General features: G+C 65.0%; 18 protein-coding genes. 12 read left to right on the top strand and 6 right to left on the bottom strand.

Features of this window, described 5'->3' with window-relative positions; all coding sequences use genetic code 11:
* Window positions 1-12 precede the first annotated feature (12 nt).
* Complete coding sequence (locus tag DOM41_RS13900; protein WP_188112405.1) at window positions 13-2,538, bottom strand: Hpt domain-containing protein; 2,526 nt, start codon at window positions 2,536-2,538, stop codon at window positions 13-15.
* Window positions 2,539-2,866: 328 nt separating this feature from the next.
* On the opposite strand from DOM41_RS13900, the gene cysM reads away from it, so the two are divergent.
* The 6 genes from cysM to DOM41_RS13870 all read left to right on the top strand — a co-directional run bounded on the left by cysM (window position 2,867) and on the right by DOM41_RS13870 (window position 11,970).
* Window positions 2,867-3,763 carry a cysteine synthase CysM gene (cysM, locus tag DOM41_RS13895; RefSeq protein ID WP_110687442.1) on the top strand — a complete coding sequence of 299 codons (897 nt, stop codon included), beginning with the start codon at window positions 2,867-2,869 and terminating at the stop codon, window positions 3,761-3,763.
* A gap of 2 nt (window positions 3,764-3,765) precedes the next feature.
* Window positions 3,766-5,208: a TRAM domain-containing protein gene (locus DOM41_RS13890; RefSeq protein ID WP_110687441.1), complete on the top strand. Its 1,443-nt coding sequence runs from the start codon at window positions 3,766-3,768 to the stop codon at window positions 5,206-5,208.
* A 2-nt stretch (window positions 5,209-5,210) separates the two neighbouring features.
* A complete protein-coding gene (gene relA / locus DOM41_RS13885; RefSeq protein WP_110687440.1) occupies window positions 5,211-7,451 on the top strand; it encodes a GTP diphosphokinase in 2,241 nt (746 codons plus the stop codon).
* A 72-nt stretch (window positions 7,452-7,523) separates the two neighbouring features.
* Entirely contained in the window at window positions 7,524-8,396 is an 873-nt protein-coding gene (gene mazG, locus DOM41_RS13880) for a nucleoside triphosphate pyrophosphohydrolase (RefSeq protein ID WP_110687439.1), read from the top strand.
* A 112-nt stretch (window positions 8,397-8,508) separates the two neighbouring features.
* Window positions 8,509-11,169 carry a phosphoenolpyruvate carboxylase gene (ppc, locus tag DOM41_RS13875; protein WP_110687438.1) on the top strand — a complete coding sequence of 887 codons (2,661 nt, stop codon included), beginning with the start codon at window positions 8,509-8,511 and terminating at the stop codon, window positions 11,167-11,169.
* 90 nt (window positions 11,170-11,259) lie between these two features.
* Window positions 11,260-11,970, top strand: a complete 711-nt coding sequence (locus DOM41_RS13870) for a nucleoside/nucleotide kinase family protein (RefSeq protein WP_110687437.1) — start codon at window positions 11,260-11,262, stop codon at window positions 11,968-11,970.
* 21 nt (window positions 11,971-11,991) lie between these two features.
* Here the strand turns inward: DOM41_RS13870 and DOM41_RS13865 are convergent, their stop codons facing one another.
* Together DOM41_RS13865 and DOM41_RS13860 are read right to left on the bottom strand one after the other, a co-directional pair.
* A complete protein-coding gene (locus DOM41_RS13865) occupies window positions 11,992-14,040 on the bottom strand; it encodes a DNA topoisomerase III (RefSeq protein WP_110687436.1) in 2,049 nt (682 codons plus the stop codon).
* A 12-nt stretch (window positions 14,041-14,052) separates the two neighbouring features.
* The gene (locus DOM41_RS13860; RefSeq protein ID WP_110687435.1) at window positions 14,053-15,966 is read right to left on the bottom strand and encodes a hypothetical protein; all 1,914 of its coding nucleotides are present in this window, start codon (window positions 15,964-15,966) and stop codon (window positions 14,053-14,055) included.
* A 120-nt stretch (window positions 15,967-16,086) separates the two neighbouring features.
* Here DOM41_RS13860 and DOM41_RS13855 point away from each other — a divergent pair, with 120 nt between their 5' ends.
* On the top strand, window positions 16,087-17,919 hold the full coding sequence (locus tag DOM41_RS13855; RefSeq protein WP_110687434.1) for an SEC-C domain-containing protein: 1,833 nt from the start codon (window positions 16,087-16,089) through the stop codon (window positions 17,917-17,919).
* Here the strand turns inward: DOM41_RS13855 and DOM41_RS13850 are convergent.
* Window positions 17,916-19,307 (bottom strand): AmpG family muropeptide MFS transporter, encoded by a 1,392-nt coding sequence (locus tag DOM41_RS13850; protein ID WP_110687433.1) that lies wholly within the window; start codon window positions 19,305-19,307, stop codon window positions 17,916-17,918. The two genes, DOM41_RS13855 and DOM41_RS13850, sit on opposite strands and share 4 nt — an antisense overlap.
* 132 nt (window positions 19,308-19,439) lie before the next feature.
* Here DOM41_RS13850 and rfaH point away from each other — a divergent pair, with 132 nt between their 5' ends.
* Both rfaH and DOM41_RS13840 read left to right on the top strand, forming a co-directional pair.
* Entirely contained in the window at window positions 19,440-19,976 is a 537-nt protein-coding gene (gene rfaH, locus DOM41_RS13845) for a transcription/translation regulatory transformer protein RfaH (protein WP_110687432.1), read from the top strand.
* Window positions 19,977-20,048: 72 nt separating this feature from the next.
* A complete protein-coding gene (locus DOM41_RS13840) occupies window positions 20,049-20,567 on the top strand; it encodes an FKBP-type peptidyl-prolyl cis-trans isomerase (RefSeq protein WP_110687431.1) in 519 nt (172 codons plus the stop codon).
* Between the two features lie 21 nt (window positions 20,568-20,588).
* On the opposite strand, the gene DOM41_RS13835 is transcribed toward DOM41_RS13840, so the two are convergent.
* Complete coding sequence (locus tag DOM41_RS13835) at window positions 20,589-21,218, bottom strand: lytic transglycosylase domain-containing protein (RefSeq protein WP_245391852.1); 630 nt, start codon at window positions 21,216-21,218, stop codon at window positions 20,589-20,591.
* Between the two features lie 11 nt (window positions 21,219-21,229).
* Window positions 21,230-22,960, bottom strand: coding sequence for a proline--tRNA ligase (locus tag DOM41_RS13830; RefSeq protein WP_110687430.1), 1,731 nt, complete (start codon window positions 22,958-22,960; stop codon window positions 21,230-21,232).
* Window positions 22,961-23,374: 414 nt separating this feature from the next.
* Here DOM41_RS13830 and DOM41_RS13825 point away from each other — a divergent pair, with 414 nt between their 5' ends.
* From DOM41_RS13825 to DOM41_RS13815, 3 genes are all read left to right on the top strand, one after another.
* Entirely contained in the window at window positions 23,375-23,980 is a 606-nt protein-coding gene (locus tag DOM41_RS13825; RefSeq protein ID WP_110687429.1) for a Yip1 family protein, read from the top strand.
* A gap of 191 nt (window positions 23,981-24,171) precedes the next feature.
* Window positions 24,172-24,633, top strand: coding sequence for a hypothetical protein (locus DOM41_RS13820; RefSeq protein WP_110687428.1), 462 nt, complete (start codon window positions 24,172-24,174; stop codon window positions 24,631-24,633).
* 60 nt (window positions 24,634-24,693) lie between these two features.
* A complete protein-coding gene (locus DOM41_RS13815) occupies window positions 24,694-25,755 on the top strand; it encodes a zinc-binding metallopeptidase family protein (protein WP_110687427.1) in 1,062 nt (353 codons plus the stop codon).
* Window position 25,756: the final 1 nt, after the last annotated feature.

Below are 25,756 nucleotides of genomic sequence, written 5' to 3'. Positions count from 1 at the left end.
GGTTGATCCTTTCTATTGACTTGTGATGTGAGCCAGGGTGCGCTGCAGGGCCTCCTGCAGCGCATGCCATTCCTCGACACAGGCATGGATGCCATGGTGGTTCAGGCGCCGTTCGAGAGCCTCGCACGCCTCGCTCAATGCCGGTACGCCGCAGTAGCGACAGCCACCGTTGAGCTTGTGAGCCGCCTCGGCGAGCGCCGCTTCGTCGGACCCGGTCCAGGCATTTTCCAGCGCGCGCCGATGGGCGGGTAACTCCTTCCAAAGCAACGCCAGCATGTCATCGGCGAGAGCCTGGCGTCCGCCGGCGAGATGCAGCGAAAGCGCAGGGTCGATCACGGGCAACGCCAGTGCATCAGCCCCGAGCTGGTTCGTGTCGACCCTGGCAGCGCCAGACTCGAATGGATCGGATCGCCAGTGGTTGGCCGAATCTGTTGCCGGGGCGTGATCGGGGGAGTGAGACGCCGAAGCTTCGAAGACAGTGTCGGCTTGCACGTCCGTGGCGGCGATCGTCGCGGGTAGATGCCTCGCCAGGAGCTGGCGCAGCCGTTGCTCGTTGAGCGGCTTGCCGACCTGCTCGTCCGGGCGGCGAATCAGTGGCTGGGTCGCACATTTTTGATCCAGATCCGCGCTCATGAGCACGATCGGAATCTGCTGCCAGCGCTCACCCAATCCCTTCAAGGTCGCCACTTGCTCGTCACCGCAGGCGTCCGGTAGATGGCGGTCCATCAGCACCAGGTCGATGCGCTGCTGCTGGGCGATCTGCAACCCGCCTGCGAACGTCTCGGCGATCAGTGGTCGGGCACCCACGATCGAGACCATCGCATCGAGATAGTGTTGAGAGAGTTCATCGTCGTCGATCACCAGCACCTGCGGGCGATCGGCGCGGGTCGCCAGACGGTGCTCGCTCAACATGCTGGTCAGTGCGCGGCCGAACATGTAGCGCGACATCGGCAGGCGCTGAATACGACTGCCGGGCGGCAGCCGCCACTCAAGCGCTTCGGTCGGCCCGGCGTTGACCAGTAGCAGGCAGGGTGTGGCGATCTCATCGAAGCGGCGCTGCCAGTCGGCGGCGGCGTCACTCTCCAGATCACTGCGCTCGATGCCTACGACGATCAGATCGGGGCGCTCGGGCCCGGCGGCAAGGGCATCGACATTTAGGGAGGCCGACGGCGCGGCGGACCAGCGTTTTAACGTGTGGTCGAGCAGGCGTGCCAACCGGCGGTGCGGCTGATGCACCGCGATGCGCGCGCCGTCGAGGTCGAACTCGGGTAGGCGTGTGAGCGGCTCACAGGCTCGTAGCGCAAAGCAGGCCGTCAGGGTCGTCCAGCCTTGGCCGGTCTCGATGTCCACCGAGCCGTCCATTGTGGCGACCAGCTCCCGACAGATCGCGAGGCCGCTGGCGAGTCGGTCTGCCTCATCCGGCATGACCTCCTGAGGCATGTCGGCTGCCGTCGCCAAGCGCTGTTTCAAGCGTCGGTGCTGGTCGGCGCAGAGTGCGCCTTCGTTGCGCACGCTGAGTCGCAGGCGTACACCCTTGCTGTCGCGACGCTCGAGCCGGACGCAGATCACCACGTCACCGGCTCGGCCATGCTTGATCGCGTTGTTGATCAGATTGGTGAGCAGCTGGCGAACGGGCAGGCTGGCGCCGAGAAGACGTGGCGGCACCTCGTCATAGACCAGTGGCAACAGCGTAATGCGCTTGGCCTGGGCCAGGGGAGCCTGAAGGCAAGCGACCTCCCACGCCAAATCCGCGATGTCGAACACCTCGTCGGAGTGGTGTCGGGTATCACCGAGCACGTGATCGACCGTCTCCAGCAGCCCGCGAGAGGCAAGGTCGATATGTCGCAGCCACTCGCGCTGGCGTGCATTGAGTGAGCTGCCTTCGAGCAGGCGGCAGAAACCCAGCAGGCCGGACAGCGGCGCCCGCAGCTCGTGGCTGGCAAAAGCCAGCTGTCGCTGACTGGGGGTTGCCGCCGTCGCCGGTGACAATGCCTGAGCCTTGCGGTCTCTCGCGCCATTGCCGGAAGCCGGCCCAGTGGCGGCGCTATTGTCGGGCGCGGTGGAGACGCCGGTCCGTTCGCGGCGCCGCACGATCACCCGCAGGCCCAGCAGGGTAAGTCCGACAGCAAGGGCGACCGCGAGCGAAAGTCGTGCTCGTCTCTGCGGCGAGCCGAGCGCTGCATCCTTGAAAGTGAGATCGAGCCAGAGCGAACGCGGCGCCGGTCGAAGGGGGGTGATCCAGCGATAGGTCTCGACAGGCTGCCAGTTGCCGGCGTCCGGGAACGATGCCGGCGCGTTGACCGCGACGCCGATGCGACGCTCGACACTGCCGTCGGTTCCCCACAAGGTCGTGCCAGCCACGCTGTCGCTTTCGGCGAGGCGAGTGAGCAGCGCGTGCAATCGAGCCGTGTCGCCGACGTCGGCAGCTTCCTTGAGTGAGGGAAGCATGAGGTGGGTGATGCCATCGAGGCGTTGGCGAATCTGGCGCTGTTCGGCGCCGTGCAACTCGAAAAGGTGCCAGCCGATTGCCATGGACATAAGGACACCGACGACTAGCGTCCACCGGGACAGCGCGTTGGATGACATGGGAGTTCAGAGCGGCCGTGGCAAAGAGAGTGAGCGAAAGCGTAGCACTCACGTCCATGGCCAAAACCGCAATGAGCGGGCCTCGTTGGCGCTTTCAGGGACTTTTACGCGGCCGCTGGGTCGCACCTCACCGCGTTGGCTGACGCTACCGAGCTGTCATGCCCCCGGCGAGCTTCGATATACTGTCACCAATCACTACATCGTCGATTCCCATCGGCGCTCCGGCGGCCGCCTCGGGTGTGCTGCGAAGCGCTGCGATACTGTCTCTAGGATATCCGCTATGGCTTTTCCCACGCTCGCGCAAACCGTCGGCAACACGCCACTGGTCCGGCTCGCCCGCATCTCGGCGGGGCGTGACAACACGCTGCTTGCCAAGCTCGAGGGGAACAATCCAGCCGGCTCGGTCAAGGACCGCCCGGCGCTGTCGATGCTGCGCGAGGCGGAGTCGCGTGGCGACATCGTTCCCGGTGACACGTTGATCGAGGCGACCTCCGGCAATACCGGAATCGCACTGGCAATGGCGGCGGCGGTCATGGGGTACCGCATGATCCTCGTCATGCCCGACAACGCGTCCAGCGAACGCAAACAGGCGATGGCCGCCTACGGCGCGACCTTGATCGGTGTCAGCCAGGATGCGGGGATGGAAGGGGCGCGTGATCTCGCCGATGAAATGATCGCCCGCGGCGAGGGCAAGCCGCTCAATCAATTCGCCAACCCCGACAACCCGCTGGCCCACTATCGCTCCACAGGTCCCGAGCTATGGGAGCAGACGGCCGGGCGTATCACCCATTTCGTGAGTTCCATGGGCACGACCGGAACCATCATGGGGACGTCTCGCTACCTCAAGGAGCGCAACCCATCGATCGAGATCGTCGGGTTGCAGCCTGCCGACGGTGCCAGTATCGCCGGTATTCGCCGCTGGCCGGAAGCGTATCTGCCCAGCATCTACGAGCCGTCACGCGTGGATCGGGTGCTGGATATCGAGCAGGCGGAAGCTGAGGAACACATGCGTCGTCTCGCCCGCGAAGAGGGGATTCTCGGCGGTGTCTCTTCCGGGGGTGCGCTCGCTGGCGCGCTCAAGGTCGCCGAGCAGGTGAACAATGCGGTGATCGTTTTCATTGTCTGCGATCGTGGCGATCGCTATCTCTCCACCGGCCTCTACGCGCCGGACGCCTGATCATGGCGATGCTAGGGAAAAAGCGCACACCGATTGCCAAACGCGAACATCGGAGCGTGCCGGCACCGAAGCCAGCGTCCGGCGACGTCATGATCATTGAACGGCTCGCCCATGACGGTCGTGGCGTGGGTCGTCACCCGGATGGCAAGACCGTGTTCGTTGATCGGGCGCTGACGGGCGAACGTGTCGACATCGCGGTCCACCGCCAGCGGCGGCGTTTCGACGAGGCCCACGTCCGTCAGCGTCAGACCGACGCCGTCGACCGCGTCACGCCGCCGTGCGAGTACTTCGAGCGCTGCGGCGGCTGCGATCTTCAGCATCTGGCGGTAACGGCGCAGCATGACCACAAACGCCGCGTGCTCGCCGAGCTGCTGTCGCAGCACGCGATCAATCGCCTGGCCGGTGGTGGCGACATCGGCGACGCGATCGAAGTGATCGCCGGCAACGATGCCGGCTATCGGCGGCGGGCGCGTCTGGGTGTCAAACGCGACGCCAATGGCGTCATTCATCTTGGTTTTCGTAGCCGTGGCAGCGAGCAGCTTGTCGATATCGCGCACTGCTATGTGCTGGCGCCAAGGCTCTCTGCGCTGTTGCCAGCACTTCGCGACCAGCTCGAGTCGCTCGAGGTGGTGCGCCACGTCGGACACATCGAACTGCTGCTCGCCGACGGCGGCCAGCCAGTCGTCGTCGTGCGTCAGCTGCGCGACGTTGCCGAGGACAGCGCCCGCTGGCGGGACTTCGCGACCCGCGAGTCGGTATCCGTGGCACTGCTCAAAGGCCGGGAGAAACGCACCCTGGAGTGGCTGGTGTCGCCGCCGGCGCTTGCCGTGAGCGTCGAGGGCACGTCGGGGACGGTGTCACTGGCCGTCGAGCCGGGGGATTTCCTTCAGGTCAATGCCGAGGTCAATCAGCGGCTGATCGACACCGCGCGAGGGTGGCTGGCGCTGTCGGGGCGTGAGCGACTGCTGGATCTCTTCGCCGGGGTCGGCAACTTCTCGCTGGCACTGGCGGGTGACGTCCATTCGGTCAGCGCAGTCGAGGGGAGCCGCGCGATGGTCGAGCGTCTGCATGCCAACGTGCGACGCAACGAGATTACCAACGTCACGGCGTTCCAGGCCGATCTCGCGGTGCCCGGCGAGGCGCTTGCCAGTGCGCTCGCCGATCACGATACGGTACTGCTCGATCCGCCGCGGGACGGCGCGGATGCGGTCTGTCGGGCGCTCGCGACGAGCGGTGTCGAGCGCGTGCTCTACGTCTCCTGCCATGCGGCGGCGCTCGCCCGTGATCTCGCCACGCTCTGTGATGGCGGTTTTCGCCTCGAGCGTCTGGCGATGGCGGACATGTTCGCGCATACCGCGCATCTGGAGGCAGTGGCGCTGCTCACTCGCTCGGCCGGTCGTTCTCGGCCTGCCACCGATTCTTCCGATAGTCAGAGGGCGCGTTAGTCATGGTCAAAGTGCGCAAGGATCAGCCACTGGTAGCCGCCGGTGGGGTCGACCTCGATCGCTGGGTGGCGCAGATTCGCGTGGAGGCGGGGCTGCGGGAGCCGGAACGTATGCGCCGCGCCTGCGAACTCGCGCGCATCGCGGACGGTGAGCACGCGTCTGCCGATACCCCGCACCAGACGCTGCTTACCGGGCTCGAGATGGCCGATATTCTGGCCCAGCTCAAGCTCGATCAGCCGACCCTGGAAGCGGCAGTGCTCTATCGCAGCGTCCGGCGTAATCGGCTGACGCTCGACAGCGTCGCCAAGCAGATGGGCCAGGAAGTCGCCAACCTCATCGACGGTGTCCTCAGCATGGCGGCGATCAGCCAGCTCCAGGCGCCCAAGGAGGGACTGTCGCAGCACAATCAGCAGGAAAACCTGCGCAAGATGCTGGTGACGATGGTCGACGACGTGCGCATCGCGCTGATCAAGATCGCCGAGCGAACCTGTGCGCTACGCCAGGTGAAGGATGCCTCGCGGGAAAAGCGACTGCGCGTCGCTCGCGAGGTCTTTGACATCTACGCGCCGCTCGCCCACCGCCTCGGCGTGGGACAGGTGAAGTGGGAGCTCGAGGATCTCGCCTTCCGGTATCTGCACGAGCCCGAGTACAAGTCGATCGCCAAGCAGCTTGCCGAAAAGCGCCTCGACCGGGATCACTACATCCATGAGGTGGTGCATACGCTGGAGATGCTGCTCGAGCGCCAGGGCATCCTTCGCTATCAGGTCGATGGCCGCGCCAAGCATATCTATTCGATCTGGCGAAAGATGCAGCGCAAGCACATCGACTTTTCCCAGGTCTATGACGTGCGCGCGGTGCGAATCCTGGTGCCGGAGATCACCGACTGCTACACCACGCTCGGCGTCGTGCATTCGCGCTGGCACCACGTGCCCAACGAGTTCGACGACTACATCGCCAATCCCAAGAAGAACGGCTATCAATCCCTGCACACGGCGGTTTTCGGTCCCGAGAACAAGGTGCTCGAGATTCAGGTGCGCACCTTCGCGATGCACGAGGAGGCGGAACTCGGCGTGTGCGCTCACTGGCGTTACAAGGGCACCGATACCGATCCCAAGAGTCGCAGCTACGAAGAGAAAATCGCCTGGCTGCGCCAGGTGCTGGAGTGGCAGGAAGAGGTCGGCGAGATCGACGATTTCCGCGAGGGGCTGGTCAGCGACATCGCCCCGGATCGTATCTACGTCTTTACCCCGGATGGCCACGTCATCGATATGCCGCAGGTCGCCACGCCCATCGATTTCGCCTACCGCGTTCATACCGAGATCGGTCACCGGTGTCGCGGCGCCAAGGTCGACGGCCGCATCGTGCCGCTCACCTACCGGCTGAAGACCGGCCAGCAGGTGGAGATTCTCACCGCGAGCAAGAGCGGGCCGAGCCGCGACTGGATCAATCCCAATCTCGGCTACGTGCAGACGAGTCGGGCACGCTCGAAGATCCAGGCATGGTTCAAGCAGCAGGCACGGGAGCAGAACCTCGACGAGGGCAAGGCCATCTTCGACCGTGAGTTTCGCCGTCTGGACATCGAGGGCATCGATCTCGGCGAGCTGGCGACAGCCGTCAACTACACCAGCGTCGAGGACATGTACGCCGCCATTGGTGCCGGCGACCTGCGAATCGGCCAGGTGCTGCATCAGGCGCAGCAGCGCTTCGGTGAAAGCGAGGAGGAGGACGCGCTTGGACGATTGCTCGCCAAGCCCAGGCATGTGGCCAACAGCGATGCGGGCGACATCACCGTGCTAGGGGTCGGCAACCTCAAAACGGCGATGGCCAACTGCTGCCACCCGGTGCCCGGCGATCAGATCATCGGCTATATCACCCAGGGGCGCGGTGTGACCATCCACCGTCAGGACTGCACCAACGTCCTGCAGCTCAGCAGTGAGGAGCCGCGGCGGATTGTTGACGTCAGCTGGGGCGAGAAGGCCCGCGCTCAGTATCCGGTGGATATCGAGATCGAGGCGTGGGATCGCTCGGGACTGCTGCGTGACGTCACTCACGTGCTTTCCAGCGACCGAGTCAACGTCACCTCCGTCAACACCGCGACCGACCAGGACGACAACGTCGCCCGGATGCGTATCACCCTCGAAGTCGACGGACTCGAGGCACTCGAACGGATATTTTCGCGCATTCAGCAGCTCCCCAACGTGATCGACGTCAAACGCCTTCGTCAGGGCGCGCGCCGGCGCTGAGGCGGGGCGCACAGGGGTTACGGTGCATACGAGCGAAAGTGAACACCCATGACAGACCGAGGAGTTTCCGCAATGGCGAAGGCCGCCGCTGACACCCCGGGGTCCGACACCGGGCACCGCTACACGCTGGACGATCTGCTCACGCTGATGGGGCGCCTGCGAGCGGACGATGGCTGTCCCTGGGATCGCCGTCAGAACTGGGAGAGCATCGTTCCGCACACGGTGGAAGAAGCCTATGAAGTCGCCGATGCCATCGAACGTCACGCCTTCGCCGAGCTCCCCGGTGAACTCGGTGATCTGCTGTTTCAGGTCGTCTACTACGCCCAGCTCGGTCGCGAGGAGGCGCGGTTCGACTTTCACGATATCGTCGACACGCTGACCGCCAAGATGATACGTCGTCATCCTCACGTCTTCCCGGGCGGGACGCTCGCCTCACGCCGCGCCGACGGTGAACTCTCCGAGAGCGAGATCAAGGCACGTTGGGAGGCGCTGAAGGCCGAGGAGCGCGCCGCAAGGGGGGAGGCGACGCGCGCCGTTTCCGCGCTCGACGACGTACCGACGACGCTGCCCGCGCTAAGCCGAGCCGCGAAGCTGGGGAAACGCGCTGCCGGGCAGGGATTCGACTGGGAAGACGAGCGCGGCGCCATCGCCAAGATTCGCGAGGAGCTCGCCGAGGTCGAGGCAGAGCTCGACAGCGGTGACCGTCAGGCGGCCCGCGAGGAGGTGGGAGACCTGCTCTTCGCCGTGGTCAATCTCTCGCGCCAGCTCGGAGGAGACCCGGAGCAGCTGCTGCGGGGGACCAACGCCAAGTTCGAGCGCCGCTTTCGTCATGTCGAGTCTGCTATCGACGCCGAGGGGCGCCTGCTCGACGGCGCCACCCTGGAGGAGATGGAGCAGCATTGGCGGGCAGCCAAACGCTTGGAAACTAGCCCCCACCGCGGCTGACCCGGCTACTTGCCGTGTTGCGTGTCTCATCCCTCGAGTGACGCGCTATGCTGAACCTCGACACTGGCGTACTCGATTTCGAGTCACGTGATTCCAGACAACGGGGGAGTGCATGGCCAAGGATTCCGACACCTCGCTACACGAGTCGCTTCGCGACAACGTCAGGCTGTTGGGTGACAGCCTCGGGCGGACCATCGGCAACGATCTGGGCGCGCCCTTCGTCGAGCGTATCGAAACCATCCGTGCACTCGCCAAGCAGGGGCGGCAGCAGGTCGAGCAGCAAGACCGCCAGGCGCTGATTGACCATCTCCGCACGCTGCCCGACGCCGAACTTTTGCCGGTCACCCGGGCCTTCAATCAGTTTCTCAACTTCTCCAATATCGCCGAACAGCACTATCGTGCTCGCTTTCGCCGCGTCGAGGATTATCGCCCCGGCACCCAGCCGGATCTCGGACGCCTGTTCGAGCGGCTCTCGGCCTCGGGGCACGAGCCATCGGCGTGGCTCCATACCCTCACCGAGATGCGCGTCGACCTGGTGCTGACGGCTCACCCCACGGAAGTCATCCGCCGCACCCTGATTCAAAAATATGACGCCATTGATGACTGTCTCGGCGTCATCGAGGGAGCGGAAGCGCAGTCGGAAGCCCAGGCTCGCGCCCACGCCAGGCTCGAGGAGCTGATCAGTCAGTCCTGGCACACCGACGAGATTCGGCGTCAACGCCCGACCCCGGTCGACGAGGCCAAGTGGGGTTTCGCGGTGATCGAGAACTCCCTCTGGCAGGCGGTGCCCGATTTTCATCGCGACTTGGATGCGCTGCTACTTGCGCACGCCGGTGAGCGATTGGCGCTGACGGCGAGTCCGATCCGCTTCGCTTCCTGGATGGGCGGCGACCGAGACGGCAATCCCAACGTTACTGCCAAGGTGACTCGTGAGGTGCTGCTGCTCGGGCGCTGGATGGCCGCCGATCTCTATCTTCGCGACCTCGACACCCTGCGCGCCGAGCTCTCCATGGGCAAGGCGAACGACGCGCTGCGCGAGCAGGTCGGCGATCACCCCGAGCCCTACCGGGCGCGGCTCAGGCAGCTCTCGGCGACACTGGAAGCGACCCGTGACTGGGCGCGGGCGCGACTCGATGGCGAGCCGGCCGCGGCGGCGACGATTATCGAGACTCGCGAACAACTCGCCGAACCGCTGCTCGAGTGCTACCAGTCACTGTGTGACGTCGGATTGTCGACCATCGCCAATGGGGTGCTGCTGGATACGCTGCGCCGAGTGGCGGTTTTTGGCGTCACGCTGGCCCGTCTCGATGTGCGCCAGGACGGCGAGCGTCACGCCGAGCTCTTCGACGAACTAACCCGGCACCTCGGCATCGGTGACTATCTCGCCTGGGACGAGGCGGCGCGCCAGCAATTCCTGCTCGATGAACTGGTCTCGGCGCGGCCCTTGTTACCGCCTCGCTGGGCATGTTCCGACGCGGCCCGGGAGGTGCTCGATACCTTCGGCGTCATCGGCGGCGAGCGGGGTGAGGCGCTCGGCACCTATGTCATCTCCATGGCCAGACAGCCCTCGGACGTGCTTGCCGTGGCGCTGCTGATGAAGGAGGCGGCGGCCGGCGCCAGCCTGCCCATCGCGCCACTGTTCGAAACCCTGGACGACCTCGACCGCGCCGGCGATGTGATCGAGCGCCTGCTCGACCTTCCCGGCTATCGCGATTACGCGGGGTCGCGCCAGGAAGTGATGATCGGTTACTCCGACTCGGCGAAGGATGCTGGCCAGCTGGCGGCCGCCTGGGCGCAGTACCGCGCGCAGGAGCGACTGGTGGCCGTGTGCCAGGCGCGTGACGTCGACCTCACGCTGTTCCACGGTCGCGGCGGGACTGTCGGCCGTGGCGGCGGCCCGGCCCACGCCGCCATTCTGTCCCAACCTCCCGGCTCTGTTAACGCCAGTTTGCGGGTGACCGAGCAGGGTGAAATGATCCGGTTCAAGTTTGGCCAGCCGGCCATCGCTCTGCGCTCGATGGAGATCTACACCTGCGCGGTGCTCGAGGCGACGCTGCTGCCGCCGCCCGGGCCAAAGCCGGAATGGCGTGAAACGATAGACCGTCTGGCGAGCGTCGCGCATGCCGCGTACGTGGGCGTAGTGCGGGAGAGCCCGGATTTCGTGCCGTATTTTCGTGCCGTGACGCCGGAGGGCGCTTTGGGCAAGCTGCCGCTTGGCTCGCGGCCGGCCAAGCGCCGACAGGAGGGCGGCATCGAGGCGCTGCGTGCGATTCCGTGGATCTTTGCCTGGACCCAGACCCGATTGATGCTGCCGGCCTGGCTCGGCAGCGACGAGGCGTTTGCCAAGGCCCTTGTCGAACCGGGCGGACTCGAGCGTCTGCGGGAGATGCATGCCGAGTGGCCCTTTTTCGCGACCTACCTGGACATGCTCGAGATGCTGCTGGCGAAAGCGGATGCGCGCATCGCTGCCGACTACGAGAAACGTCTGGTCGACAGCCCCGAGCTTGAGCGCCTCGGGGCGTCGTTACGCGAGCGTCTCGCCGAGCTGGAACGCGTCGTGCTGGAGATTCTCGATCAGCAGGCACTGCTCGAGACCATGCCGCTGATTCGTCAGGCGATCGCCGTGCGCAACCCCTACATCGACCCACTTCACGCGCTGCAGGCGGAGCTTTTGCAGCGCCATCGCGAGAACGACGATATCTCGTCGGAACTCTCACGCGCGCTCATGGTGACGATGGCCGGCATCGCGGCCGGGCTTCGCAATACGGGATAGTCCCGTTGGCCGCGGGCGAGCGAGTGCGCCATGAGAGACGTGACCTCAGAGCGTCACTTCCCGTGATTCAAACAGAAGAAAGAGGCGGCCATGCCATACGCTTCACCGACGGCTTCAACCGCTGCGTCCTCCGCGGACGTCATTGCGTCGATCACCCTCGACCCCGCCATCGTGACCGCCGCTCGTCGCCTGGCGTCCGGCGGGCAGCGGCGCATCCTGGGAATCGCCGGATCCCCCGGGGCGGGCAAGAGTACGCTCGCGGGCGCCCTAGCCGCCGCGCTGGGGAAAGAAGCCTGCGTCCTGCCCATGGATGGATTCCATCTTGCCAATCGTCAGCTCGGGTTACTGGGGCGTGCCGCGCGCAAGGGCGCGCCGGATACCTTTGATGTCGATGGCTACCGTTCGCTGTTGGCCCGGCTTTGCGATCCAGCCACATCGGCGCAGACCCTCTTCGCGCCGGATTTCTGCCGCGAGATCGAGGAGCCGATCGCTGCGAGCCTGGCCGTCGATCCCGATGTCTCGCTGGTGATTACCGAGGGCAACTACCTGTTGCTGGAGGACAGCGGCTGGGGCGAGGTGCGCGAAAGCCTCGACGCGGTCTGGTTTGTGGAGATCGATACGGCGATTCGGGAGTCGCGACTGGTGGCGCGCCATCAACGATTCGGGCGAAGTGAGCGCGAGGCACGGGAGTGGGTGGCGACGACGGATCAGCCCAATGCGGTGCGCATTGACGCCGCCGCGCATCGCGCTGACCAGCGGTTGACCTGGCGCGATCGTCATCTGATGTTCGTCGAGTCGTAAGCGGGCGCCACGGCGCTCGCCTCACGACTTCTTGCGGGGCGAGCGTCGGCGCGTCGATGTCGAGGCGGCGCCGCTGGATTTCTGCGACGTGGCACGAGACCCGCTCGAGCGGTCGTCGCCCGAGCGGCTGGCGGCGGAGCGCTTGGCACCGGCTGTTGAGCTTCCCGAGCGCCGACCGGACGTGCCGCGGCGCTTGCCACCGCTCTTCTTGCCGCGGGCCGGTGGCGCTTCCGGCGCCTGGCTTTGACGAGAGGCGCGTATCGCCTGATCGAGGCTGGCGGCGCTGGCCTGGCCGAGCAGCGCACGAAGGTCAGCCACCAGTGCCTCCAGAAAGGGCGCCGCGGCGTCCCGGTTTTCGGCGATGGCGGAGAGTCGTTGCTCCCATAGCGCGGTCCGCTCCGGTCGGGATGCCGCTGGCGGTAGCGAGTCGATCAACGCATGGCCGGTGCGTGTGGCGCGAAGCGAGCGGCTCTCGCGCACCAGATAGCCCCGTGTGAGAAGTGTCTCGATGATTCCGGCGCGCGTGGCCTCGGTGCCCAGGCCGTCGGTGTCACGCAGCGTGCGCCGTACCGCCGGATCCTCGACGTAACGAGCGATGTTCATCATCGCCTTGATCAGACTGGCGTCGTTGAACCGCTCAGGCGGGCGGGTCTCGCGATCCTCCACGCCCGCCTGCGTCACCGTGGCTGGCTCACCACGGGTCAGCGTCGGCAGCGTGGGGACATCGTCACGGGTGGTGAAAAGGGGTTTCCAGCCGGGCACGAGAATTTCCCGGCCGCGCGCCTCGAAACGCTCCTCGAGAATGCCAAAGGTCGCCTGCGTCTCGAAGGTTTCGAGCGCCGGATAGAACTGGGCAACCAGATTGCGCGTGATCAAGCGAAAGAGGTTGGCCTCGTCCTGGCTGAGCCGCGACAGATCGGCGGGACGGCCGGTAGGAGACAACGCGTGGTGAGCGCCAACCTTGGCGTCGTCCCACGCCTTGGAGCGCAGCGAGAAGTCGGCGCGGCGAACCCACTCCGCCAGGGTTGCGTCGTGCTGGCAGGCGGTGGTCAGCGTGCGCTCGGCCAGGGCGTGATGGGCGCGCGGCAGGTAGCGGCAGTCCGAGCGCGGATAGGTGATCAACTGATGGCGTTCGTAGAGCGCCTGACAGCCGTCCAGCACCCGCTGGGCGGAGATGCCGTGGCGACGTGCCGCGTCGACCTGCAGCGCGGAGAGCGAGTAGGGTAGCGGCGCCGCCTGACGCTTGCGCTTCTGCTCCAGTGTCTCGAGCGTGCCGCTCGCGCCGGGCAGCCTCTCGGCCAGCGCGGAAGCCGGGCGTGGGTCGATGAGCCGGCCCTGATCGTCGAGCGGCTGGCGCTCACCCGGTTGCCACCAGGCCCGCAGGGCCCCTTGGGCCACCGCCAGGTCGACCCACAGGAGATGGAACGACTTCGGCGCGAAGGCGGCGATCTCGCGATCGCGACGAACCACCAGCCCGAGGACCGGCGTCTGCACCCGGCCCACCGAGAGCAGGCCGTCAAATCCTGCCTGGCGGCCGATCAGCGTCCAGGCGCGGGTGAGATTGATCCCGTAGAGCCAGTCAGCCCGCGACCTCGCTTCAGCGGCCTCGAACAGAGGCTGATAGCGTCGGTTGTCTTCCAGTTGGCCGAGGGCCTTGGCCACGGCCGGTCGATTGAGATCCTGCACCAGCAGCCGCGACACCGCGCCTTTCCAGCCGAGGTGATCGAGGACTTCCTGGACAAGCAGCTGACCTTCCCGGTCCGGGTCGCCCGCATGGACGACCTCGTCGGCCTGCTTGATCAGCTTGCGCAACACGGCGATCTGAGTGCGGCCCTGGCGGCGCGGTACCAGCTGCCACCGGCCCGGAAGAATCGGCAGGTCGTCGAGTCGCCACTGCTTGTAACGGGCGTCGTAGCTCTCCGGCGGCGCCTGTTCCAGCAGATGACCCAGACACCAGCTGACGCGGGTATCGCCGGCTTCCAGATAGCCTTCCCGGCGGACGGCCGGTATCGGCAGGGCGTCTGCGATGGCGCGGGCGAGGCTGGGTTTCTCGGCGACGATCAGGCGCATTCGGGCGGTTCCTTACTTGTCCAGATAACGTCGAGCACGGACCAGCGCGCGATACCACTGCCGGTGCGGTGTCCCTACCGCCGGCGGCGCCATGCTCAGATAGCTCACGTTGGCCGGCTCGCTGCGCTCGAGATTGATATTGGTCAGCATTGTCAGCGTGGCGTCTCGCGCCCCGTACTGACGCTTGAGGAAGTCGATCGCCGCGGGCTCGAGGGCGACGCGGTAGTGGCGGACCAGTGCCACCGCCAGCGACTCGGCGGTGCGAGACAGGTCGGTCTCTATCTCGCGCACCATCGACGAGCCCATCGCGGCCTTGGTGGCCGCCGAGAGGTTGGGTTCGAGCTGACCGAAGTCGGCCGCGTTGGAGCTGTTGATCGCACGTTGCACCGCAGGACGCGACAGGTGCACGTGGGGCTCCAGCGCCAGGAAGACCTCCACGGCAACGCGCTTGGCGGTATCCACCCCGACGCTGAGCTGCGTGTCCCGTTCGGCCTTGCGCAGGCGCTCGCGTAGCGTGCCGATGTTCGCTTTTTCGAGATAGCGGCCGAGGTGCTTGCAGACGGCGGCTTTTGCCTCGTCGTCGAGAGCAATGTGGCTTTCGCGGATGCGCAGGCCGCGTCGGCCGGGGCCGAGTCGCAACCGAGTGGAGCTGTCGGAGAGATTGGCGCTGAGGCTCTCCCAGCGTTCGGCCATGCGCAGTCGATGGGCATGGCTTCGACCCACCTCTTCGTAGGCGCTGGAGACGCTCTTGTAGAGTTTGATCGCATTGGTCAGCACTTCGGCCTGCTCACGCAGGGCGTGGCGATCCCGGCTGCGCCCGGTTTGCAGCTCGTGGGCGAGCGTATGGATGTTGTCGCTGAGCTGATCGATCGCGGTCACGCTGTGATTCAACAGCGCTTCCGCGCGCTGGCCCGAGACGCTCTCTAGGGTATCGGCCGAGGACTGCTCGGAAAGGTAGGCGTTCAGTGCCTTGAGTCGTGACAACCCCGTCGCCTGGGCGATGCGGTGACGCGCCCGGGCCTCCTCCAGACTGTCGAAGGCGCGCGCGAGCTTCCAGCGGCCGCGATACTCGAAGGTCAGTACCGGAATCCGCCGTCCGCTGATCAGCTCGAAGGCCAGAATGACCATCTCTTCGACGTCCTGAAGGGTCATCAGCAGATCGTTGTCGCTCTCGATGGCCGCCATGACACGTTCAATGAAGTTCTCGTCGCGGGGCACGCCGTAGCGGGGATCCGGGGCATGACCCTCGAAGCGCTCTCGCAGCAAAGTGATCGCCTGCGGTGCGTAGTCGTAGAGTTCGTTGAACCGCGGTTCCAGTCGTTCGCGGTGATCCGCCATCAGGTCGACGATACGCGCATGGAGTCCGACCCGACGGTAGACATCGATCTGACCGATCAAGCGTGCGTCGTCGCTATCGTCGAGCAGCTCGAGGGCGGCCAGCTCCACCCCTTCCGGCGAGAGATCCTGCTTTCTCAGCAGCATCGCCGCCGCCTCGCGACGGCGCGCGTCCCCTTCGAGACTTTCCACGATCAGGTTCCGGGTGGCGAGCAGCAACTCCGGCAGCGTCTTGATGACGCGCTCGATCCGCTTGGAAGTGCGTTCGATCCGCCCGCCACCCGTGAGGTGATGGGTCAGGTTGGCGATGATGCCGAAGGCACCGGTGATGACCGTGAAGGAGATGAAGAAGATGTAGTTGTCGAGCGTGGGCGCCTTGCCATAGCCGAGCAGGTAGCCGCCCCAGGCGCCGAGCAGCGTGACCGGCCCCGCGGTCCAGAGAATCTGTAGCAGGCTGACCGTCCACGGCACTTTTTCGACGGCGGCGGTGATGCGGCGGATTTCGTTGCGGCCCTCACGCTCCAGACGCACGTGCGGCGTATCGCTGGAGGCGTTGGAAGCGTTGCGGCGAAAGGGCATTGGAAAGAGCACGAGCGCTCCTCGAAAAAACGGCGTCAGGGGCGAGGGGCGGCTAAGTTAGCACCCCGCGCAGGCACTCGCCAGCGCCGCGGGCGCGCATGCTAGGATGATCGCCAACCAAGGAGGAATGCCATGCTGACAGCTTGGGTCGAGCAGCTGCTGGGATACGCCAGCGGGGCCCTCGAGGCGATTCGCGCCAATGAGCACTACCCCGCGCTGATGGTGTGGGCGCGAGCTGAAGGCGCCGACCACTGCGGAGGCCGCCTCGACATGGCGCAGGCACTGGCGCCGTTGATCTGGAACCAGACGCCGCTGAAGCGGCGCGGCTTCGACTGCGAGCCGCTGGCCGAGCCCCATCGCGACGAGCCCTGCTGGTGCGATTCCGGTCGGTCCTACCGCGACTGCTGTGCGCGGGTCGAGATGCCGAGCGGTGTCCCCGAGCATTTGATGTGGATGCTGTCGCTACGAGAGTGGCGTGGCGAAACGCTGAAAGGGGCGCTTGCCAGCGACAAGGCGCCGGCCCAGGCGCTGCTCGAGGCAGGCATCGTTTCCGCCGAGAGCGGCCACAACGGCCGCGCCCAGCAGATCCTCGAGTCGCTATTCGCCGATGCCCGTGACTGGACGGCGCTGGAGGACCAGATCGAACCTGCCTTCGAGATCCTGGTGGATCTTTATCAGGAGCGGGGATTTCTGCGCAAGCGCTCAACGCTGCTGGAGCGGGTGATCGAACATGGACCGGATTTCCTCAAGGGCGCAGCCCTCGAACGGCGGTGCCTGATGCACCTCGATAGCGGTGATCTTGCCAGCGCCCGCGACGCCTTCCAGAGCGCACAGCGGACGCTGCCGAATTCGCCGTCGCTGGCCTATATCGAAGCGATGGTCCTGCTGCACGAAGGCAATGTGGGCATGGCGCGCCAACGCGCCGCATTCTGGTGGCGTCGCCTGGCACGCCAGCACAATCTCGATGCCGACCAGCTCGACTTCATCGCCGAGCTGGCGGATGACCCGCAAGCGGCCCTGGCGGAGCAGGTCATCCACTCTGAGGATGAGCTTGCCGGCCCACTGACGGCGCTGCAGGCACTCCTGCATACCCATCTCCGACCGCCCCGTCTCGCTCTCGAGCGATCGCCGGAGGGCGGGCTCCTCTATACGCCCAGCTCTCGCGAGCAATCGCTTTATGACAATTGGCTGACGGCGTGTGAGATCGAGATCGACGAAGACGCCGCGCTCGGCTTTCTCGGCGATCCCTGGACGACGGCGCCGCAGTGGCTGCAGGCCCTGTGTGCCAACCCTGAGTGGATCGATTCGCCGAAAGTGGTGCAGTCATTGACGCTGGCGTTGGCAAGCCGGTTTGGCAGTTTGCCGTGGATGGTCGACACCTTCTTCACGCCCCTGGTCGCGCGTTACAACGGCTGGCTGACCCAGCTCGAGGATGAGGGGGGCACCTTCTCGTGGCACGATGGTGACAACGCGACGCTGCTGCGAACCGGGCTTGCGCTGGTCATCGGGATGGAGCGCGGGGCGGGTTCCAGCGCGCGGGCGCTGGCCCAGCGGCTGCTGGCACTGGACGAAGAGGACAGCCTGGGGCTGCGCGAACTGGTGATCGACCAGCTCCTTCGGGAAGGCCACGATGAGCAGGTTCTCGATGTCAGTCAGGAAGCGCCGGAAGACCCCAGCATGCTCGGCGTGCAGATGGGGCGGGTGCTCGCGCTCTACCGTCTGTCGCGCCACGACGACGCGATCGAGATTCTTGAGCAGGTCTGCGCCGCCAACCCCTATATCGTGCAGATGCTCTGCGCGGAGCGGCCGCGCCCGGCCCGCCTCGGGGTCGACATGCCGGAGTCAGGGAGCCGCGCGGAAGCTTGGCAGTATCGTCAGCTGATGCGCGACCAGTGGCTAGCGTCGCCTGGGGCGCTGGCATGGCTCTCTCGCCAGTCCTGTGTCGCCTCCAGCCGCCCGGCCTAACCGGGCGAGCGTCCTTCAAGTTCGTTCTTCTCACTGGCGATGGCGTCGGTATCCAGGGCCGCCAGACGGCGCCGAAGCCAAAGTGCCAGAGCCACGGCTGGCACGCCCAGCAGGGCGCTGACGACGAAAAAGCTGGCGTAGCCGAAGTCCGCCACGACGATGCCGGAGAACCCGCCGATAAACTTGCCCGGCAGTGTCATCAGCGAAGAGAACAGCGCGTATTGGGTCGCGGTGTAAGCCCGGGAAGTCAGACTCGACAGGAAGGCGATGAAGACGGTGCTGGCGAGCCCATTGGCCAGGTTATCGCCCGTGATGGCCACGATCAGCAGCCACAGCTCGTCACCGCTGAGCGCCAGCAACGCGAAGAGCAAGTTGGTCAGTGCCACGCCCAGCGCCCCGACCACCAGCATCTTCCCTAGACCGTAGCGTACGACCAGCAGCCCCCCCAGCAATCCGCCACCAATGGTCATCAGCACGCCGAAGACCTTGGTGACGCTGGCGATGTCGCTCTTGGTGAAACCGAGGCTCAGATAGAGCGGGTTGGCCATCGCCGCCATGGCGATGTCACTGATCCGATAGATACCAATGAACAGCAAGAGCGCCAGGGCCAGCTTGCCGTAGCGCTGAAAGAAATCGCCGATCGGGCAGACCACGGCAGCCATCAGCCAGGCACCGCTGCGTCGCTGCCAGTGCGGCCGCTGGCGGCTTTTCGTGAGGAACTGTCTGACGCGCGCGGAGTAAAGTACCCGATTGACGCTCTGCCGGCGCGGCGGCTCGGGCCGGATCAGCACGGTCAGCATGCCAACACCAACCAGGGCCGCCATGCTGAGGTAGGCGAGCGACCACGAGGCGGCGTCAGCGATATAGAGCGCACCCGCGCCAGCCATGACGATGCCGATGCGATAACCGATGATATAGGTCGAGGCCATTGCCGCCTGGATGTCGGGTTCCCCGGTCTCGATGCGATAGGCATCGATGACGATGTCCTGGGTCGCCGCGCCAAAGGCTGTCAATAAGGCGAACATCGCCACCGCCGGCAAATGCCCGGCCGGGTCGAGGCCGGAGAGTGCGAATAGCCCGGCCGCAATCAACAGTTGGCCCAGCAGCATCCAGCTGCGCCGCTGGCCGAGCAGGCGACCCAGCAAGGGCAGACGAACGCGATCGACGATCGGTGCCCAGAAGAGCTTGACCGAGTACAGCATACCCACCCAGCTGAAAAAGCCGATGGCGGCGACATCGACGCCGCTATCCTCGAGCCAGGCGGTCAGCGTGGAAAAGACCAGTAGGTAGGGCAGGCCGGCGGAAAAGCCGAGAAACAGTAGCGTCATGACCGGTGCGCTGAAGTAGACGCGCGCGGATGTCAGCCAATCGCGTGGCTCGGATTGCATTGCACCTCCCTATGTCTAGCCCCGGCGTCGGCGGACGCCGCGGGGCGAAAATGCTACTCTAATCGATCGCGTTGCGCCTGGCCCGCGCCGGCAACACGCGATCGTCACCGCGATTAGATAGGCAGTTCACCGATGACCTCACAGCCGATACCCGAGATCGACGCCGCGCCGCGCTGGTACGTGATTCAGTGCAAGGGGGGGGAGTCATTTCGTGCCAGCGAACATCTCGACAATCAGGGTTACGAGGTGTTCCACCCGGTACTCGAAGTCCAGCGCAGTCGCCGGGGGAAACTGGTCTGGGTGGCGGAGCCACTCTTCCCGCATTACCTGTTCATTCGTCTCGATCGCGTGGCGAGCAACTGGCGGCCGATACGCTCGACCCGGGGCGTTCTGAGGCTGGTCAGTTTCGGACATGAGCCCGTGGCCGTGGCAAACGATCTGATCACCACGCTTCGCGAGGGTCAGGCCGCCGATAGCCGAGGCGAACGCGCCAACGTCTACTATCGCCAGGGCGACCTGGTCGAGATTACCGAAGGGCCGTTTCGCTCTCTTCAGGCGGTGTTCGACGCCCAGCAGGGCGAGGAACGGGCCATCGTGCTGCTCAATCTGCTTCAACAGACCCAGCGCCTCAACGTGCCGATCGCCGCTTTGAATCGACGCGACGATTAGCGCGGCCCGAAGTCGCTGAGTCGTCTCTTCATTATTGACTGATACAACCGCTGTGCTTGCTGGGAGCTCATCATGGATAACCCCGTCGTCGCCCCCTCGCGGGTCGTTACGCTGCACTACACGCTCACTGACGCGAGTGGGCGCACCCTCGACGATTCCAAGTCACGCCGTCAACCGCTGGATTACCTTCACGGTCATGGCAATCTTTTCCCCGCGCTGGAGGCGGCAATGCTCGGCGCCGAGCCCGGCGAGCGAGTGACGGCGACGCTGGCAGCCGCTGAGGCCTACGGGGAGCGAGATGAAGCGCTGGTCAGCGAGTCACCGCGAAGTGCGTTCGGCGGGGATACCCCGCTGGAGCCGGGGCATCGCTTTCAGGCGCAGGGACCGGAAGGGCCGCGAACGGTGACCTTGGTCTCGGTGGCGGATTCCCATGTCGTCGTCGACGCCAACCATCCGTTGGCGGGGAAGGAACTCAGCTACGCGCTGGAGATAGAGGAAGTGCGCGAGGCCACTCGCGCCGAGCTCGCCAAGGGGCATCCGCTCCCGCCCGGGACGTCCCACACTGAGGTCGAGGACCGCAAACAGAGCTGATGTTGCCTGGCCCTTCGCCGTTCACCGCTCTACCCACCAGCGGCCAAACCAGGCCGCCATCACCTGCTCGGGGTAGATCGTGCGACCCAGGCTGCCGTTGTAACGAGCCAGTCCTCGTGTCCAGTCGCCATTCTCCTGCGCGAGGTAGTACGCGAGGATGGTACAGCCGTAGCGCAGGTTGGTCGCAGGGTCGGTGAGATCGTCTTCGGGTCGGCCAATCTCCGCTTTCCAGAATGGCATGACCTGCATCAGGCCCTGGGCACCGGCACTGGAGATCGCACCTGGCTGAAAGCGACTCTCCACATCGATGAGCGCAAGGACCAGCTCGGCCGGTAGCGATGTTCGCGCTGCCTCGGCATGGACGCGCTGCAGCAATGCCAGCCGCGCCTGCCGGTCGGCGAACGCGACCGGTTGGCGTCGGCCCAGACGAGATTGCATGTCGAGTAACCAGACCTGCGCGTCGAACGTGTCCGACGCGCCGTTTTGCAACGTGATGGCGTGGGCCAGGGCGTCGAGCAGTGCGGGCGAGGGCGCTTCCTGTAGCGGGGGGCTGGAGCGCGCGATGGCTGACTCGGTCGTTGCCATCGTTGCTGTCCAGACCCCGGCAGTCGCCCAGGCGACGAGGGTCAGCCGGGCGAGTGCACGGAACATGGCGCAATCGCTCAGCCGCGCGGGGCAGTCGCCTGAGCGAAGCGGGCGTCGAGGAAGGCGCGCAGCTCATCGACGGCGACCATGGTCACGCTCTCGTCGCGGCGGCCCTTGTACTCGAGTTCGCCGTTGTCGAGACCGCGCTCGCCGATCACCAGGCGGTGGGGAATGCCCATCAGTTCTTGGTCGGCGAACTTGACGCCAGGACGCAGATCGCGGTCGTCGAGCAACACATCGATGCCCGCTTGAGAGAGCTCCTGGTAGAGCTGTTCCGCGGTGTCCCGGACGCGCTCGGACTTGTGCGCGTTCATCGGCACGATGGCGAGGCGAAACGGGGCGATGGCGTCGGGCCAGATGATCCCGCCACTGTCGTGATTCTGCTCGATGGCCGCGGCCACAACGCGAGAAATACCGATGCCGTAGCAGCCCATATAGGGGGCGGTCGGCTGGCCATCGTCGCCGAGTACGGTGGCGTTCATTGCCTGGGAGTACTTGCGGCCTAGCTGGAAGACGTGACCGACCTCGATGCCGCGAGTGATGGCGAGCGTGCCCTGGCCGTCCGGCGACGGGTCGCCCTCGACGACGTTGCGCAGATCGGCGACTTCCGGCAGCGGCAGGTCGCGCTCCCAGTTGATGCCGAAAAGGTGCTGGTCATCGACGTTGGCACCGGCGCCGAAGTCGCTCATCAGGGCGACGCTGCGGTCGACGACCAGCGGCAGCGGCAGGTCGACCGGGCCGAGGGAACCGGGGCCGGCGCCAATGGCGGCGCGGATCTCGTCTTCTTCTGCCATCGTCAGCGGCGTTGCGACGGCCGGCAGATGCTCTGCCTTGATCGCGTTGAGCTGATGATCGCCACGCACCATCAGCGCGACCAGGCCGCCCTCGGCGCCTCTGACGATCAGCGTCTTGACGGTCTTTTCGATGGGAAGGTCGAAGCCCTCGACCAGGGCGGCGATGGTCTTGACCCCGGGAGTCGGCACCTGGCGCAGCGTTTCCTGAGGCGCGGCACGCTCGGCGCCGGGCGCCGTCACCGCTTCGGCTTTCTCGATGTTGGCGGCGTAGTCGGAACCGGTGGAGAAGATCACCGCGTCTTCGCCGGAGTCGGCGAGAACGTGGAACTCGTGGGAACCCGTGCCGCCGATGGCGCCGTTGTCCGCCATGACGGCACGGAAGTCGAGCCCCAGGCGGGTGAAGATGCGTACATAGGCATCATACATCCGCTGGTAAGAGGCTTTGAGGCCTGCTTCGTCGACGTCGAAGGAGTAGGCATCCTTCATGATGAACTCCCGCGAGCGCATCACGCCGAAACGCGGGCGGATCTCGTCACGGAACTTGGTCTGGATCTGGTAGAAGTTGGTCGGCAGCTGCTTGTAGCTCGACAACTCGCGACGCACGAGATCGGTGACTACCTCTTCGTGGGTCGGGCCAACGCAGTATTCGCGCTGGTGACGGTCCTTCATCCGCAGAAGTTCTGGACCGTACTCCTCCCAGCGGCCGGATTCCTGCCAAAGTTCGGCGGGTTGCACGGCGGGCATCAGAATCTCCTGGCCGCCGGCCGCATCCATCTCTTCACGCACGATGCGTTCGACCTTACGCAGGGTACGGAGCCCCACCGGCAACCAGCTATACAGCCCCGAGGTGAGTCGTCGGATCATTCCGGCACGAAGCATCAGCTGATGGCTGACGATCTCCGCATCCGCCGGCGTTTCCTTGAGGGTCGATATCTGAAGCTGGCTGGCACGCATGAGCTGATCATTCCTGTATTCGGCAACTGAGGGAAATGCTGCATAAATCTCGGCGAGGCTCGGCACCCTGAAACGTCACTCAGGACCGCAACGCCGGCGCTGGGCGAGCACTGGCTGGGCCTCGGTCTCGAGTGTCTTGCGTTGGGCTCAGCGCATGGGCGACGGTTTGCTACCGAGTCGGTTCGCGCGTCGGTCTATCCAGCATTTACCAAGATCTGGGCCCGCCAGTATAGAGATGCGACCGAGCGACGGGGAGGGGCCAACCGGAAAAACCCGTCGCGATCGCCATCCGCGTCTGCCGGGCATTCTTTTCTATAGTGAAAAAGGGGCGTCGTCGGCCAGCACAAGCCGCGTGAGGGCGCCAAAGACGGTGCCACCCGCCGCGGGTGATCGGCGCCAGTAAGGAGTGATTACATGATTCACCATGTCTTGGGGCTGCTCATCAATCCCAACCGAGAGTGGCAGCGGATTCGCGGCGAAAACGAGACCGTCTCGCAGCTCTACGGCTCGCACTTGCTGTTGCTGGCGGCGATACCCGTGATCTGTTCGTTCATCGGTACGACGGCCGTCGGCTGGCATTTCGGCACATCGCCGGATGGTGTCGCCGAGCGCGTGCAGATATCGCCCACGACCGCCGTTCTGCTGGCGGTGATTTTCTATGGACTGATTCTTGGGGCAGTCTGGGTCATGGGTAACGTGATCGCCTGGCTCGCTCGGCGTTACGGTTCGCCCCCCGAGGGCGGTCGCTGTGTGGTAGTCGCGGGCTACGCAGCGACGCCAATGTTTCTGAGCGGCATCGTGGCGCTCTATCCTGTCGTCTGGATTTGTCTGCTCACGGGGATCATCGGGCTGTGTTACAGCGGCTATCTGCTCTTCGCCGGAATGCCCGCGTTGCTCGACATCACACAGAAGCAGGGACTTCGTGCTTCCAGCGCCGCGCTGGCGATCGGAGTGCTGGTACTCGAGGCACTTCTGACATTGACGGTGATTCTCTGGGGTTACGGCGCGTCGATGGGCTAGGCGATCACTGAGGGCGGGACGTTTAGCGGCCGGCCATTGGCTTCACCATCAGGCGAGAAATGCGCGTCTGCGGCGCTAAACAGTTGGCACGGCCAGCCGATAATTGAGGTGCTGGACGGGGTGTGTCGGCATGCTATAGGTTACGCGGCGTTACCCATCGTCTCTTCTCTCTTTCGCTGTCGGAACTGTCCATGTCCTCTTTTCTTTTTCGTCGTCTGACTGCCTATACGGTGGCGATCGCGCTGACCGTGACCCTGAGCGGTTGTGGTACGCTCTTCTACCCCGAGCGCAAGGGGCAGCTATCCGGGCGTGTCGATCCCGGTATTGCCATCCTCGACGGTCTGGGTCTGCTTCTGTTCATCGTCCCGGGCGTCATTGCCTACGCCATCGACTTCTCCAACAACACCATCTATCTTCCGGGGAGCCACGGCACGCGCGTCGAGCCGGTCTCCTACCGCGGTGAACTTAGTCAGGCGCGGCTTGCCGAGATGATCAAGACGCACACCGGTCGAACGGTCGACTGGCACGGTGAGGTGCTTCGGATCGATAGCCAGGAAAGCCTGGAGGAGACGCTAGCCACTGTTGCACGTCTCGATGGCGTCTCACCGCTGCCCGACACCGCTAAATCGGATCGAAACGCTCTGGATTCTTGACCCCTTCCTCTTTTCACCGCTTTTCGCTCTACGGTGTTCTTCGCCTCAAGGAGGTGAGTCATGCGTACCTTCAAGTGTCATCACTGCCAGCCGTCGACTCGACTTTTCTATGACAATACCCAATGCATGACCTGTCTATCGGAGGTGGGCTGGTGTCCCGTTTGTCAAAATGTGACGGCCCTGACGCCGGATAACGAAGGGGGCTATCGCTGCGGTAACCCGGCTTGCCAAGCGGCCCTGGTCAAGTGCTTCAACAACTCGCATCACGGTGTCTGCAATCGTCTGCAGACACCGGGCGACCACGTGCGTTATGGCGGTCTCTGCGACTGCTGCCGCCACAACACGGTCATTCCGGATCTCTCCATCGAGGGCCACCGTGAGCGGTGGGCCGCGCTGGAAGCGGCCAAGCGGCGACTCTTTTACACCCTGGATGTGATGGGCCTGCCGCACCCCGCCCCGCAGGACGAATCGCCGCTACCGCTCACCTTTGCCTTCATGGCGGATGCGCTGCCGGACAAGGGGCTGTGGCGGGCGGCCGGCAGCGGCGAAAAGGTATATACCGGGCATGCCAGCGGCCATATCACGATCAATCTCAAGGAGGCCGATGATGTCGAGCGAGAGCGTCTACGTATCGACTTCAATGAGCCTCAGCGCACGCTGATCGGTCATTTTCGGCATGAGATTGGTCACTACTATTGGGATCTTCTGGTCAAGGGCCAGGAGGAGGAGGCGAGTCGCCAGGTCTTTGGTAATCATGACGAGCCCACCTACGCCGAGGCGCTGGAGCGTTACTACGAGTCCGGGCCTACGCCGAACTGGTGGAACGACCATGTTTCAGCCTACGCGACCATGCACCCGTGGGAGGACTTCGCGGAAACCTTCTCGCTCTATGAGGACATTGTGTCGGTGCTGGATACGGCAACCAACATGGGCGTGGCAATGGGAGAGCAGGATGGCGGCATCGACAAAATGATTGTCGCCTTCCAGGAGGTCGGTGTTGCGATCAACGAGCTGAATCGTGAGATGGGCCTCGTCGATATCCTACCGGTTGTCATCACCCCGACGATTCGCGACAAGCTTGCCTACGTGCATGACCTGGTCGAGAGGTCCCGTGTTAACTGAG

This window comes from Salinicola aestuarinus, from assembly GCF_003206645.1.
In the GTDB taxonomy this organism is placed as follows: domain Bacteria; phylum Pseudomonadota; class Gammaproteobacteria; order Pseudomonadales; family Halomonadaceae; genus Salinicola; species Salinicola aestuarinus.
The sequence above is the reverse complement of the archived record's forward strand: the minus strand, read 5'-3'. Positions and strand labels throughout refer to the sequence as shown.

Coding starts and splice junctions, on each gene's coding strand:
- ppc (WP_110687438.1), top strand. CDS start 8,509: ATGGCCAAGGATTCCGACACCTCGCTACACGAGTCGCTTCGCGACAAC.
- DOM41_RS13835 (WP_245391852.1), bottom strand. CDS start 21,218: ATGTTCCGTGCACTCGCCCGGCTGACCCTCGTCGCCTGGGCGACTGCC.
- DOM41_RS13820 (WP_110687428.1), top strand. CDS start 24,172: ATGTCCTCTTTTCTTTTTCGTCGTCTGACTGCCTATACGGTGGCGATC.
- cysM (WP_110687442.1), top strand. CDS start 2,867: ATGGCTTTTCCCACGCTCGCGCAAACCGTCGGCAACACGCCACTGGTC.
- DOM41_RS13815 (WP_110687427.1), top strand. CDS start 24,694: ATGCGTACCTTCAAGTGTCATCACTGCCAGCCGTCGACTCGACTTTTC.
- DOM41_RS13890 (WP_110687441.1), top strand. CDS start 3,766: ATGGCGATGCTAGGGAAAAAGCGCACACCGATTGCCAAACGCGAACAT.
- DOM41_RS13830 (WP_110687430.1), bottom strand. CDS start 22,960: ATGCGTGCCAGCCAGCTTCAGATATCGACCCTCAAGGAAACGCCGGCG.
- DOM41_RS13870 (WP_110687437.1), top strand. CDS start 11,260: ATGCCATACGCTTCACCGACGGCTTCAACCGCTGCGTCCTCCGCGGAC.
- DOM41_RS13840 (WP_110687431.1), top strand. CDS start 20,049: ATGGATAACCCCGTCGTCGCCCCCTCGCGGGTCGTTACGCTGCACTAC.
- DOM41_RS13855 (WP_110687434.1), top strand. CDS start 16,087: ATGCTGACAGCTTGGGTCGAGCAGCTGCTGGGATACGCCAGCGGGGCC.
- DOM41_RS13865 (WP_110687436.1), bottom strand. CDS start 14,040: ATGCGCCTGATCGTCGCCGAGAAACCCAGCCTCGCCCGCGCCATCGCA.
- mazG (WP_110687439.1), top strand. CDS start 7,524: ATGGCGAAGGCCGCCGCTGACACCCCGGGGTCCGACACCGGGCACCGC.
- DOM41_RS13850 (WP_110687433.1), bottom strand. CDS start 19,307: ATGCAATCCGAGCCACGCGATTGGCTGACATCCGCGCGCGTCTACTTC.
- DOM41_RS13825 (WP_110687429.1), top strand. CDS start 23,375: ATGATTCACCATGTCTTGGGGCTGCTCATCAATCCCAACCGAGAGTGG.
- relA (WP_110687440.1), top strand. CDS start 5,211: ATGGTCAAAGTGCGCAAGGATCAGCCACTGGTAGCCGCCGGTGGGGTC.
- rfaH (WP_110687432.1), top strand. CDS start 19,440: ATGACCTCACAGCCGATACCCGAGATCGACGCCGCGCCGCGCTGGTAC.
- DOM41_RS13900 (WP_188112405.1), bottom strand. CDS start 2,538: ATGTCCATGGCAATCGGCTGGCACCTTTTCGAGTTGCACGGCGCCGAA.